Here is a 13,029-nt window from a genome sequence, read left to right as displayed (position 1 = left end):
AAGCCCCTACGGGGGCTTTTATACTATTGGTTACTTCCAGCCAAGGAGAGGCCTGATGTCAACGGTCACACGATTATTAACGAACAAGCATGTCGTCATTGCGATGCTGGTTGCGCCAGTCTTAGCCATCATCGCTTATTTTGCCGTCGATGCCAGTGTGTCTGAGCCCCCTCAAGCGGCCCAGTCAGGACAAAGTTACCCGCTTGCGGTTCGCTCAAATTGTCGTTACACCAGTGGCTTTTGTCAGCTTGAAAATGGCGATATAAAGTTAAAATTAGAATCTGACGGCGTGCAGAATAATCGGCTAACACTGCGTTTAGCGAGCGCGTTACCCCTCGAAGGCGCGAGGATCAGCATGGCGCATRCAGGCAACGAGCCTCAGCCACAATCAATGCAAGCGACAGATGAAACCGGCACGACTTGGCAGGTGTCGCTTCCCGCCCCCGCCAATGAGCAAGCGCAAATTCGACTCGCAGTGAGTGTGGATGGTAGCTACTACTTTGCCGAGGCACCGACCACTTTTATTGAGCATAAAACATTCTACAGCGAGCATCAGAAAGCACAGGACGCGTCCTAGTCTTTGCTACGCATCGCTGCCCATTAAATAGCCACGAATGGCGTGCACGATCGTGGCGACTTTATGCTCATAGGCCTGCTCCGTCAGCCAGTGGTTCACGTCCGTCCAGCCATTGCTGTCCAAATGGGCAAGATCGTCTATGTYGATATGTCCATCCACGGGATTAAACCGACCTTCCACTCGGACCGTGCCAATGTCTGTGTCGAGACGAGAAATACTAAATGGATCCATTACTGTCCTCGTTGCTGTAATAAAGCGCGAAGTTTGAGTGGTTTTACTGGCTTGGAAATGTAAGCAAACCCCAGTCCAGTGACCGATTGTTGAATGTCAGCACTGCGATCTGCGCTGATAATCGCGCCACGGAAACAGCGCCCTAAACGCAACTGACATTGTTGTAAGACCTGCAACCCCGTTTGTTGATTAGCTAAATGGTAGTCACTGAGCACAAACTCTGGGTGCCAATCGTCATTAATTTGTTGCATCGCGCCACTGACATCCGGCGCACAACGGACATCACACCCCCAGCGCGATAACAACTGTGCCATGCCGGTTAGAATATCGGCTTCGTTATCCACACACAGCACACGGCATCCTTTCAGCGCACTCGCTGCAACATCACTGTGTGAGCGCGGCTCGGCGGGCACCACGGCCTCGGGAGTGCCTTGATCAACCGAGATAGAAAAAACCGTGCCTTTGCCGGGCCAAGAGCGCAACCCAAGCGGCTGCTGTAAGATCTGGCTGATCCCTTTCGCGATCGCAAGTCCCAGCCCCAATCCTTGCTCTGCACCTTGACGGTCAAGGCGAGTAAATTCTTGGAAAATATCTTGCTGACGATCATGCGGGATCCCTGCTCCATCATCCCACACTTCAATACGGTATCGGTTTTCTTCGCGACGTACTCCCAATAACACCCGCCCCCTCGGGTTATAGCGAAAGGCATTAGTCAAAAAGTTTTGCAGTACGCGGCGAAGCAGTTTTTTATCTGAACGAACCCAGCCTTGACAGTGTTGAACATCAAAGCGCATGCCTTGTTGGTTGGCCAATACGCCAAACTCTGCTTCCAATGCCGTGAGTACATCATTTAATGCAAAGTGTTCAATCCGTGCTTTCATCTTGCCCGACTCTAATCGCGAGATATCCAGCAAGTCACCAATCAAATCCTCTGCCCCTTCCAGTGCGCTTTCAATGTGGCCAGCAACCCGTTGCGTGTCGGCATTATGGGCAATCTCCGATAGCGAGGAGGCAAATAAGCGCGCCGCATTCAAAGGCTGCATCAAGTCGTGACTGACCGCCGCGAGAAAACGGCTTTTCGACTGAGACGCCGATTCAGCTTTACGGGTGGCATCAATCAAACGGCTATTGAGGGATTCAAGCTCACGGGTGCGCTCCGTCACTCGTGCTTCCAAGGTTTCATTGGATTGCTTAAGCGCCGCCTCCGCTTGGCGAAACGCAGTAATGTCGGTAAAGGTCATCACGAACCCACCACCGGGCATGGGGTTACCTTGGAGCTCAATGACCCGTCCATCAGGGTGCACACGTGAGGAGGTATGCGGCTGACGGCGTGTTAAATGATGGACTCGTTTCTCTACATGCTCTTCCGGATCGCCCGGTCCACAAAGTCCGCGTTGGGCATTAAATCGAATCAAATCAGCGACCGGGCGTCCCACCTGAATCAATCCGGGTGGAAACTGAAACATATCAATATAACGTTGGTTCCACGCCACCAGCCGTAGCTGTTTGTCGACCACCGAGATCCCTTGATTAATATGTTCAATAGCGCCTTGGAGCAAACCGCGCGAGAAATCAAACAACTCAGACGCTTCATCAACAATGGTGGCAATTTCTTCCAGCTGCATATTCCGCCCTTGTAAGGCAGACGATAGCACCAGCCGCGCAGACGATGCCCCAAACACTCCCGCCAACACGCGTTCAGTATGACGAATCAAAGGGGCACTTGCTTGCTGTTGCGGGATCAAGTCTTCACCACGTTGATCGGCAAATTGGCTAAATGCCTGACGCATCCGCCGCCGGCCAACAAAACGGGCCGCAAGCATTTCCAGTTCTGCCACCGTGACTCGACTTTGATATAGGCGTGCATCTTCACTTTCTGGTAGCGGCATGCCCACAAATGCGGCGGCTTGCAGTCGCTCACTCAAAGACGGTCGGGTTAACAGTGACACGGCCACAAAACTGGCAGCGTTCATTAACACACTAAATGCCAAGCCCCAATCGATGGGATCTAGCGTTGCAATAGGCGCAATCGCCGGTGGTGTGATCACCCAAATCAACAAGTTGCTCTGCCCATCGCCGGCAAGCATGCCGGTTTGCGTCATCATGGTGATCAGCCACAAGCTAAATCCTACCGCCAAGCCGGCATACACGCCTTTCTTATTACCTTGGCGCCAATATAAGGCACCGATCATCGCGGGAGCAAACTGCGCAATGGCCGCAAAAGAGAGAAAGCCAATTTCTGATAAAGTTGGCACCGTTAAAATCAGGTGGTAAAAGCCCCAAGCGGCAATAAGAATCAGGAAAATTAAGGCGCGACGGACGTTGAGCAAAAGGCCAGAGAACTGCGTGAAGTTACGCGACGTCATCTTCATCCGCCGCAGTAAAAGGGGCAACACCAGATCATTCGAGACCATAATGGCAAGCGCAATGGTCGAGACAATGACCATACCACTCGCCGCTGATGCGCCCCCCATGAAAGCCAATAACGCCATGCCTTCGGCACCCACCGATAAGGGCAAACGAATCACATACGTATCCGCTGGGGCGTCTGGGATCAGCATTTGTCCGGCGTACGCGAGTGGCAAAACAAATACCAACATCAGTAATAGATAGGTAGGGAATACTTTGCGGGCAGTATTGAGATCGCTGGCACGGGTATTCTCCACCACCATGGTATGAAACTGACGCGGCAAACAAATAATGGCTGCGGCAGTTAGAAAGGTATGAATGATTAAATTACCAATATCCGGCCGTCCGATTACGCCAGACTCTTCGAGACTCATGGGCAAGCTCGGCGCTTGAAACAAGAGTGCCACCACAAATACGCCAATGCCCAAAAAGGCGACCAGTTTGATCACCGATTCAAACGCAATCGCCATCATCATACCGCGATGGTGCTCGGTGCTATCGATATGGCGTGTGYCAAACAACACGGTGAACATCGCGAGCGAGATGCATACCAACCATGCTATTTGGGGTTGCTCTAGGCCAATGCTGGCTCCGAGCTCAGGCGAAAGCACATCTAACCCCATAGCGATACCGCGCAGCTGCAGCGCGATATAGGGCAGAACACCGATGACAGCAATCAAGGTAACCACCACCGCCAATCCTTGTGATTTGCCATAACGTGCCGCGATAAAGTCGGCAATCGAAGTGATGTGCTCTCGTTTGGCAATTAAGATCATGCGGGCGAGAAAGCGCCATCCCAGCGTGAACACTAAAATGGGCGCTAAATAGATAGGTAAAAACGACCACGGCGAGCTAGAGGCTTGACCGACCGTACCGAAGAAAGTCCACGAGGTACAATAGACCGCGATAGAAAGGCTATAGATCCAAGGGCGCCACGTTCGTAGCCAACGCGGGCGGCTGTCGCCATACCATGCGATGGCAAACAGCGTCCCYATGTACAGTAGTGAAACCGAGACAATTACCCAGCCTTGTGTCATGACTCCCTTCCTGACTCCTGCGTATTTTTCGTCCGCCTAGAAGGGTGTAACACGCGACAGACACCGGCTCAATCTTCCTGTCTCGGCTTTGTGGACCTCGTGGCTAACTTTGCTGCAAGCGGGCCTTTCTTGCTTGTTGGTACTGAGGTTCATGCAAAGGCAGTAACAGCGCCGGCAGTGCCAGCAACGCCATCGCATAGAAAGTCCACGCTGGAGAAAAGTCATACACCCAACCGCTGGCTGCCGTCAGCGCCGCGACCACCGCGCCCATGGGGAGGGCGTTATAGGCGGCTTGTACCGCGACAAGGCGCGTCCCACATTCGCGTTGAATATATTGCATGGCACCCAAATGGGCGGCGGCAAAGGTAATTCCGTGGAGAAGTTGTACCATTATCACTGGCGCCAAGGCTGTCGTCGAGCCAGTGATCCCCCATCGCACTAACACGCCGAGCGCGGCAAGACGGAACAAGGCTTTGGCAGACCACCCACCAAAAAGACGTGCGCCCAGTGCAAAAACCGCCACTTCCGAGACCACACCCAGACTCCACAAATAGCCCACGATGCTTTCGCTGTAACCGGCATGCTTCCAATAGATAGCGCTAAAACTGTAATACGCGGCATGACTGCCTTGTAGCAAGGAGGCGATCAGCAGGAATACCACAATGTGGGGGTCACGAAAAAGTTGGCGCATCGACACCTTACTGTGGGCCGCGTCATGCTCACTTTCCGGCATTACTGTCGGGCGACGTAAGGTTAACAGCAAGCAAGCCGACAAGCCTCCAATCGCAACCCAAGGGATAATCGCGGCGGTTTCCTCGGTTACCAGCCATCCTGTCAAGCTTGACCCGACAATAAAAGCAATCGACCCCCATAAGCGTGTTCGACCATAGTCGATAATCTGATGACGTGCATAATAGTTCGCTAACGCGTCGGACAAAGGCACCGATGGCCCAATCGCCAGATTAAAGAGCACAGTCACCAACGCAAGCCACGCAATGTTCGCTCCCATTACAGGGTGCAAGGCACAGGTTAACAACGCCATTAAGGTTAAGCCACGCAGTGCAGGCAGTAACGACTCCACCCGCTGCACTTTGGGAGTAAACACTAAGTTGGCCACACAACGAGTTGCAAAGCCCAAGCCAATCAGCGTACCAATCACCCCGGCATGCAACCCCATGTAATCAAACCAAACCGCCCAAAACGGCAAGTAGACACCGTAAGAGAAAAAGAAACCGCCAAAGTACTCTGACAGCCAACGAAAAGGAGAACAGTGGGACAAGCTCATTTCATTACTTCACATCAAGATAGATTCGCGGCTAAGTGTCTCAACTCTTTGACATGAAAAAAAGCCCTACTCAGCGAATATCCTCATCACTTCGTTGATCTCAGCCTAGGTTTCGCCGCAACTGGCTAGACTAAAGTCGGCTAGCCGGAACAGATAACGTGCGACACACTAGAAATATTATTGTGGGGAGTGCGATTATGCCTGAACCGTTTGACACCTCTCATGCACCGTTTGATTGCCTGACGGCGTCCCAAGTCAAGCAATGCCGCCAAGCCATAGACGTTGCCTACTTCCGACGTGGCGATACGCTGCTCGCCGCCGGTGATAGTGGCGATCAGCTCTTTATCATTATCAAAGGCAGTGTGGAAGAGGTGTCGGAAGACGGCAAAGAAACCTTTTCGCACTACACCACGGATGATCTATTTGATGTCCCAGCGATATTAAACGGGACCGCCAAGCACCAATATCGCGCCCTAGAAGATACTTTATGTCACTTACTGCCTGCCGAGGTGTTCCTCGCCATTTATCATACCAATCAAGATTTTAGTGCTTACTTCGATACCAACTTACAGCGCCGTCAGCAGCTAATCGCACAAGCTCGTCAGCAGCAGAACTTAGCCGAGTTCATGCTCACTCGCATTGACGATAGCAATATTCAACCAGCGCTGTGCGTAACACCCGATGTGCCCCTTAGGGACGCCACCGCAAAAATGAAAGCACAACGCTGTGATTGCGCCTTGGTCGACTACGAGGACGGAAGTTGCGGCATTATTACCCGCACCAATCTACTGCATGCCTTGGTACTCGACGGCCATGACCAATCGGTCCCGGTGGGAAATATTGCTACCCGCCCTGTGATCAGTGTCGAGCGAGGTGACTTTCTCTTTCATGCCATGATCACCATGACGCGTCAGCGAGTGAAGCGTGTCCGTGTCGTCGATGATCAGGAACAGACCGTCGGCACGCTCGATCTTCCACAAGTGCTGAGCTTGTTCTCCACCCATTCTCATGTGCTTAACTTACGCATTGCACGCGCGCAAACCGTCGATGAACTGGTGTTAGCGGCAAATAGCCAAAGCAAATTGGTTCATACCCTCTTTAACAACGGTATCCACACCCGCTTTGTGRTGAAGCTCATCGCGACCGTGAATGAACAAATCATGGAAAAAGCGTTTCGCCTCATCGTGCCCGAGCCCTATCAGCAGCAATGCTGTTTGGTGGTGATGGGCTCGGAAGGGCGCGGCGAGCAAGTACTTAAAACCGATCAAGATAACGCACTCATTTTGGCCGATGATCTCACCTGGCCCGAGTGCCAAACCGTGATGGAGGCCTTTTCACATACCTTAAATCTACTCGGCTATCCGCCCTGCCCTGGGCAGGTGATGGTCAGTAACCCCAAGTGGGTGAAAAGCGCGTCTCAATGGCAACAAACCATTCGTAACTTAGCGCAAAGTGCTAATCATCAAAGCGTGATGGATTTAGCCATTCTCGCCGATTCGCATCCTGTTGCGGGCGACAGCCAGCTTATCGACGCGGTTCAAACGCCACTTAAAGCCTCGCTCAGCGACAATATGCTGACCTTAAATACCTTTGTGCGCCCGGCATTAGCGTTCAAAGTCCCTTTGACGGTGTTTGGCTCATTAAAGAGTGGTAAAGAAGGGCTCGACATCAAAAAAGGCGGCATCTTTCCGATTGTGCACGGTATTCGCACTATGAGCCTAGAAAAAGGGGTCAGCGAAACCAATACCTTTGAGCGGATTGAGAGGCTGGCTAACATAGGGACACTGGCCGAAGAAACGGCAGAGAATCTCGCCGAGGCGCTGAAGCTATTTATCCGACTGCGGTTACGCCAACAATTAAGTGGTGAGCAACAGAGTAACTATATCGATGTCTCTACGCTTCCTTCCAGTGAGCGAGATCTTTTGCGTCACGGTTTACATGTGGTGAAAAAGTTCAAAGAATCCCTCGCCTATCACTACCATGTGAGGGACTAACGTGAACTGGTTGTCACGTCAATGGTACCGCTACCGATTGCGGACATCGTCCTACCGCGCGCTCTTCTTACCCTCGGATCGCAGCACAGTGATCTCGCTCGACTGCGAAACCACCAGCTTAGATCCAGAGCGTGCAGAACTCGTTACTATCGCCGCCACTCCAATTCAAGGGAATCGAATACTCACCAGCCAAGCGCTCACCTTGACCTTAGTGGCGCCAAAAAGCTTGAACGCAGGCTCGGTCCGCATTCATCAGTTGCGCCATCAAGATCTTGAACAGGGTGTCAGCGCTGAGCAAGCCATGACGACGTTAATCGCCTTCATCCATAACCATCCTTTGGTTGGCTACCACATTCGCTACGACAAAACGATCTTAGATCGCTACGCACGGCGTTTTTTAGGCTTTCCGTTACCCAATCCCGTGATTGAAGTTAGCGATATTTATCAACGTCAATTAGAGCGTTTACTGCCCAATGCCTACCATGACATCAGCATGGAAGCGATCAGTCGCCATTTAGACCTCCCTTTGCCCGCCCGTCATGATGCACTGGACGATACTATCGCCGCCGCTTTGATTTACGTGCGCTTGCAATATGGCGACATGCCTATGCTACGTTCGCAATAGCCAACAGCGACCCAGCGTTACGACACGTATTGCACAAAAAGTGAGATCAATCCCGCAATCTATGGTCCAACAAGCGCACAAAATACTTATAAATCAATGGCCTCATCCTAAAGTCTAATTGCCGGACCCCACGAACTGTCACACCTTTAAGGGCATGGTTTTCATTTGCCAGGCAGCGGTACAGCCTGACATCTCACGACATGGAAGCGCCGCATGAGATTACGCGGACACGAGGAGAAACAGGATGAGCGATAGTCACGTATACCCCGTCATGCCTTCAATTGCACAAAAGGCACACGCGGATGAAGCCACCTACCAAGCGCTTTATCAGCAATCAGTGACCGATCCCGAAGGCTTTTGGCGCGAACACGGGCAAATTCTTGATTGGATCAAACCCTATACCAAGGTGAAACATACCTCTTTTGATACCGGCCACGTCGATATTCGTTGGTTTGAAGATGGTACCTTGAATGTGGCCGCCAACTGTATCGATCGTCATCTTAACGACAAAGGCGATCAGGTTGCCTTAATTTGGGAAGGAGACGATCCGAAGGACGATGCCACGCTAACCTACAAGCAGCTCCACCAACAGGTGTGCCAATTTGCCAATGCGCTTAAAGACAATGGCGTGAAAAAGGGTGATGTAGTCTGTCTTTATATGCCGATGGTCATGGAAGCCGCGGTCGCGATGCTCGCCTGTGCCCGTATTGGCGCCGTGCACACAGTGGTATTTGGCGGTTTCTCACCTGAAGCGCTGGCGGGACGTATTATCGACTCCAACGCTAAAGTCGTGGTTACCGCGGATGAAGGCGTTCGTGGCGGCCGTGCAGTACCATTGAAAAAGAACGTCGATGAAGCCCTTGCCAACAGCAAAGTCACGTCAGTCAATAACGTGCTGGTTTTCAAACGCACAGGGGGGCAAGTTGATTGGCACGAAGGTCGCGACGTGTGGTGGCATGAAGCCACCGCAAATGCATCAACCGATTGCCCTCCCGAAGAAATGAATGCCGAAGATCCTTTATTTATCCTCTATACATCTGGCTCAACCGGGACGCCAAAAGGGGTACTGCATACCACAGGCGGCTACCTCGTGTATGCTGCGATGACCTTCAAATACGTTTTTGATTATCAAGACGGGGAGGTGTTCTGGTGTACTGCCGATGTGGGTTGGATCACCGGCCACAGCTATCTCATTTATGGCCCGCTAGCTAATGGCGCGAAGACGATTTTATTTGAAGGCGTGCCCACCTACCCATCAACCGCCCGCATGAGCGAAGTGGTTGATAAACACCAAGTGAATATTTTATATACCGCACCGACCGCCATCCGCGCGTTGATGGCCAAAGGTAACGAAGCCGTTGAGGGAACGACACGTAGCTCACTGCGCATTATGGGCTCGGTGGGTGAACCCATTAACCCAGAAGCCTGGGAATGGTACTACACCACCATTGGCAATCGTCAAAGCCCGATTGTGGATACGTGGTGGCAAACAGAAACTGGCGGCATATTGATCACCCCCTTGCCCGGCGCGACCGCCCTCAAACCCGGTTCTGCCACCCGGCCATTCTTTGGCGTACAACCTGCGTTGGTTGATAACGTCGGCAACATTGTCGATGGCGCGGCTGAAGGGAATTTGGTGATGCTGGACTCGTGGCCGGGACAAATGCGTACCGTGTTTGGCGACCACGACCGCTTTGAGCAAACGTATTTCTCAACCTTCAAGGGCATGTACTTTACCGGTGACGGCGCGCGTCGCGATGAGGACGGCTACTACTGGATTACAGGTCGTGTCGATGATGTCCTTAACGTATCCGGCCACCGAATGGGGACAGCAGAAATCGAGTCCGCGTTGGTGGCCTTTGATAAAATTGCCGAAGCCGCCATCGTGGGTGTGCCACACGACATCAAAGGCCAAGCGATTTATGCCTACATCACTCTGAACGCTGGTGAGGTGCCCAGCGCCGAGCTGCATAAAGAGGTGAAAGAGTGGGTACGCAAAGAGATTGGCCCTATTGCGACGCCCGATTTTATCCATTGGACCGACGCCTTACCCAAAACGCGTTCCGGAAAAATCATGCGCCGTATTCTGCGCAAAATCGCCACCGGTGATACAGGTAGTCTTGGCGACACCTCAACGCTGGCCGATCCGAGTGTGGTCGACAAGCTGATTGCCGAGAAAGAAAACGTGGTGTAGCGCAACGATACGATTGCTTAGCAACCTTTGCCGCCTACGGGCGGCTTTTTTTGTTTTTATGATCTGTGCCACTGAACTGTCTGGGCGAACACCACTCCTATCCTTATTGTCGATAAAAAACACATAACCTTGACAGTACAGCAATCGACAATCGCGACAGTTTTTGCTACACCATAAAGGGAAAGTGTGCTGATTAGACCAGTATTTTGCTGCGATTTGCGGTGAATTCTCTATAATTGAGCCCACTAAGGACAAATCGGCGTGCTTGAAGCCCATTCAGCATGCCATCAGGCTGGAATCCACAAAGTGCTGCATATTGACAGCAAATAGGAGAAGTAAGCGTCAAGATGTCTACAAATAACCGTGTTTTAGTCTTAAATGGCCCAAACCTCAATTTGCTAGGCCAGCGTGAACCCGATCACTACGGTAGCCAAACGCTCGATCAAATTGTCGCCGCGTTGCATGCCCAAGCGGCAACCTTAGGGCTTCACCTTGAGCACTTACAATCCAACAGTGAAGCCAACCTGATCGATGCCATTCACCAAGCCATGGGTGAGATGGATTTTATCATTATCAATCCTGCCGCTTTTACGCACACCTCCGTCGCCCTGCGCGACGCGTTGCTCGGTGTTGGGATCCCGTTTATCGAGGTGCACCTTTCCAATGTGCATGCTCGAGAACCCTTCCGTCATCATTCCTACCTCTCTGACAAGGCTGTCGGTGTAATTTGTGGGTTGGGAGCAGATGGCTACGAATTCGCATTAACGGCAGCTGCGCGCCATTTGGCGTTTGCAGCTCAGTAAAACAAACACAAGAAGAGACGACACCATGGATATCCGTAAAATCAAAAAATTGATCGAACTGGTTGAAGAGTCAGGCATTGCTGAGCTCGAAATTTCTGAGGGCGAAGAGTCGGTACGTATCAGCCGTTCATCACCTGCCGCGCCTCAGTTTGCTGCACCACAGTATGCCATGCCAGCCCCTGCGCCTGCCGCTCCAGCAGCAACGGCCGCAGAAGCGCCAGCCGCAGCGCCGGCAAGCGCACCAGAGCCGACGGGTCACCAAGTTCTTTCGCCAATGGTGGGTACTTTCTATCGCGCGCCAAGCCCAGATGCAGCACCGTTTGTTGAAGTTGGCAGCCAAGTCAATGCAGGTGATGCCTTGTGTATCGTTGAAGCAATGAAGATGATGAACCAGATCCAAGCAGATAAGAGCGGTGTGGTAAAAGCGATTCTGTGTGAAGACGGCCAGCCAGTTGAGTTCGACGAACCACTCGTAATCATCGAATAAGCGAGGGCCGTATGTTAGATAAAATTGTTATCGCCAACCGCGGTGAAATCGCGCTACGGATTTTGCGTGCTTGTAAAGAACTCGGCATTAAAACGGTGGCGGTACACTCCACTGCAGACCGCGATCTAAAGCACGTCCTGTTAGCGGATGAAACGGTTTGTATCGGCCCTGCGCCGAGCAACCAAAGCTACCTAAATATTCCTCGTATCATCAGCGCCGCTGAAATCACCGGCGCGGTGGCGATTCACCCGGGTTACGGCTTCTTGTCGGAAAACGCCGATTTTGCTGAGCAAGTAGAGCGCTCTGGCTTTGTCTTTGTCGGCCCCAAAGCCGACACTATTCGTCTGATGGGTGACAAGGTCTCTGCAATCGAAGCGATGAAAAAAGCAGGCGTCCCTTGTGTTCCTGGCTCTGACGGCCCATTGGGTAGCGATCAGGAAAAGAACAAAACCATCGCCAAACGTATTGGCTACCCGGTGATCATCAAAGCGTCAGGCGGCGGCGGTGGCCGTGGTATGCGTGTGGTTCGCTCTGAAGCCGAACTGGTGGATGCCATTGCGATGACCCGCGCCGAAGCCAAAGCCGCGTTTAGCAACGACATGGTGTACATGGAGAAATTCCTTGAAAACCCACGCCACGTCGAAGTGCAAGTCTTGGCAGACGGCCAAGGTGGCGCTATTCATCTCGGTGAGCGCGATTGCTCGATGCAACGCCGTCACCAAAAGGTGGTTGAAGAAGCGCCAGCACCCGGGATTACCGATGAAATGCGTAAGTTTATCGGCGAGCGTTGCTGCCGTGCCTGTATCGAAATCGGTTATCGCGGCGCAGGCACCTTTGAATTCTTGTACGAAAACGGCGAATTCTTCTTTATCGAGATGAACACCCGTATCCAAGTTGAACACCCTGTCACCGAAATGGTTACCGGTGTCGATCTGGTCAAAGAGCAACTGCGCATTGCAGCGGGTCAGCCTCYGTCGTTTACCCAAGATGATATTCGCATTCGCGGCCATGCCGTCGAATGTCGTATTAATGCCGAAGACCCAGAGCGCTTTATTCCGAGCCCGGGTAAAATTGAGCGTTTCCACTCACCAGGCGGTATGGGTGTGCGTTGGGAGTCACATGTGTATGCGGGCTACCGTGTTCCTCCTCACTATGACTCCATGATTGGTAAGCTGATTTGTTACGGTGAGAACCGCGATGTTGCGATTGCTCGTATGCGCAATGCGCTGGCCGAAACCGTGATTGATGGCATTAAAACCAATATTCCGCTGCAAATCGATATTATGAACGATGAGCACTTCCAACACGGTGGTGCTAACATTCACTACCTCGAGAAGAAACTCGGATTGTCTTAATCTGTATTTCGCATAGAAAAAACCTGCCGCGT

At 52.1% G+C, this 13,029-nt stretch carries 10 protein-coding genes; 7 read left to right on the top strand and 3 right to left on the bottom strand.

The features are described from left to right. The first annotated feature begins 55 nt into the window (after nucleotides 1–55). Entirely contained in the window at nucleotides 56–577 is a 522-nt protein-coding gene (locus BZG83_RS01420) for a hypothetical protein (RefSeq protein WP_077479079.1), read from the top strand. 6 nt (nucleotides 578–583) lie between these two features. On the opposite strand, the gene BZG83_RS01415 is transcribed toward BZG83_RS01420, so the two are convergent. The 3 genes from BZG83_RS01415 to BZG83_RS01405 all read right to left on the bottom strand — a co-directional run bounded on the left by BZG83_RS01415 (nucleotide 584) and on the right by BZG83_RS01405 (nucleotide 5,539). Continuing rightward, nucleotides 584–808 carry a hypothetical protein gene (locus BZG83_RS01415; RefSeq protein ID WP_077479078.1) on the bottom strand — a complete coding sequence of 75 codons (225 nt, stop codon included), beginning with the start codon at nucleotides 806–808 and terminating at the stop codon, nucleotides 584–586. Then, a complete protein-coding gene (locus BZG83_RS01410; protein WP_077479077.1) occupies nucleotides 808–4,254 on the bottom strand; it encodes a hybrid sensor histidine kinase/response regulator in 3,447 nt (1,148 codons plus the stop codon). Before BZG83_RS01410 ends, BZG83_RS01415 begins: the two co-directional genes overlap by 1 nt. A gap of 103 nt (nucleotides 4,255–4,357) precedes the next feature. Next, nucleotides 4,358–5,539, bottom strand: a complete 1,182-nt coding sequence (locus tag BZG83_RS01405) for a 3-phenylpropionate MFS transporter (protein WP_077456060.1) — start codon at nucleotides 5,537–5,539, stop codon at nucleotides 4,358–4,360. A 197-nt stretch (nucleotides 5,540–5,736) separates the two neighbouring features. Between BZG83_RS01405 and BZG83_RS01400 the strand changes: the two genes are divergently transcribed. The 6 genes from BZG83_RS01400 (at nucleotide 5,737) to accC (ending at nucleotide 12,997) form a co-directional block, all read left to right on the top strand. After that, nucleotides 5,737–7,533, top strand: a complete 1,797-nt coding sequence (locus BZG83_RS01400; RefSeq protein WP_077479076.1) for a DUF294 nucleotidyltransferase-like domain-containing protein — start codon at nucleotides 5,737–5,739, stop codon at nucleotides 7,531–7,533. Between the two features lies 1 nt (nucleotide 7,534). Further along, nucleotides 7,535–8,158 carry a 3'-5' exonuclease gene (locus BZG83_RS01395; RefSeq protein ID WP_069586978.1) on the top strand — a complete coding sequence of 208 codons (624 nt, stop codon included), beginning with the start codon at nucleotides 7,535–7,537 and terminating at the stop codon, nucleotides 8,156–8,158. A gap of 244 nt (nucleotides 8,159–8,402) precedes the next feature. Next, the gene (gene acs / locus BZG83_RS01390) at nucleotides 8,403–10,352 is read left to right on the top strand and encodes an acetate--CoA ligase (RefSeq protein WP_077479075.1); all 1,950 of its coding nucleotides are present in this window, start codon (nucleotides 8,403–8,405) and stop codon (nucleotides 10,350–10,352) included. Nucleotides 10,353–10,699: 347 nt separating this feature from the next. Continuing rightward, nucleotides 10,700–11,155 carry a type II 3-dehydroquinate dehydratase gene (aroQ, locus tag BZG83_RS01385; protein WP_077479074.1) on the top strand — a complete coding sequence of 152 codons (456 nt, stop codon included), beginning with the start codon at nucleotides 10,700–10,702 and terminating at the stop codon, nucleotides 11,153–11,155. Nucleotides 11,156–11,180: 25 nt separating this feature from the next. Further along, nucleotides 11,181–11,642, top strand: a complete 462-nt coding sequence (accB, locus tag BZG83_RS01380) for an acetyl-CoA carboxylase biotin carboxyl carrier protein (RefSeq protein ID WP_077456057.1) — start codon at nucleotides 11,181–11,183, stop codon at nucleotides 11,640–11,642. An 11-nt stretch (nucleotides 11,643–11,653) separates the two neighbouring features. Beyond that, nucleotides 11,654–12,997 carry an acetyl-CoA carboxylase biotin carboxylase subunit gene (gene accC / locus BZG83_RS01375; RefSeq protein ID WP_077479073.1) on the top strand — a complete coding sequence of 448 codons (1,344 nt, stop codon included), beginning with the start codon at nucleotides 11,654–11,656 and terminating at the stop codon, nucleotides 12,995–12,997. Nucleotides 12,998–13,029: the final 32 nt, after the last annotated feature.

The sequence above is a fragment of the Salinivibrio sp. PR919 genome (assembly GCF_001995355.1).
Lineage (GTDB): Bacteria > Pseudomonadota > Gammaproteobacteria > Enterobacterales > Vibrionaceae > Salinivibrio > Salinivibrio proteolyticus.
This window is presented reverse-complemented; position numbering and strand designations above follow the sequence as displayed.

Bases quoted from the DNA above. Each gene is read 5' to 3' on its own strand.
- BZG83_RS01405 (WP_077456060.1), bottom strand. From the start codon at position 5,539: ATGAGCTTGTCCCACTGTTCTCCTTTTCGTTGGCTGTCAGAGTACTTT.
- acs (WP_077479075.1), top strand. From the start codon at position 8,403: ATGAGCGATAGTCACGTATACCCCGTCATGCCTTCAATTGCACAAAAG.
- aroQ (WP_077479074.1), top strand. From the start codon at position 10,700: ATGTCTACAAATAACCGTGTTTTAGTCTTAAATGGCCCAAACCTCAAT.
- accB (WP_077456057.1), top strand. From the start codon at position 11,181: ATGGATATCCGTAAAATCAAAAAATTGATCGAACTGGTTGAAGAGTCA.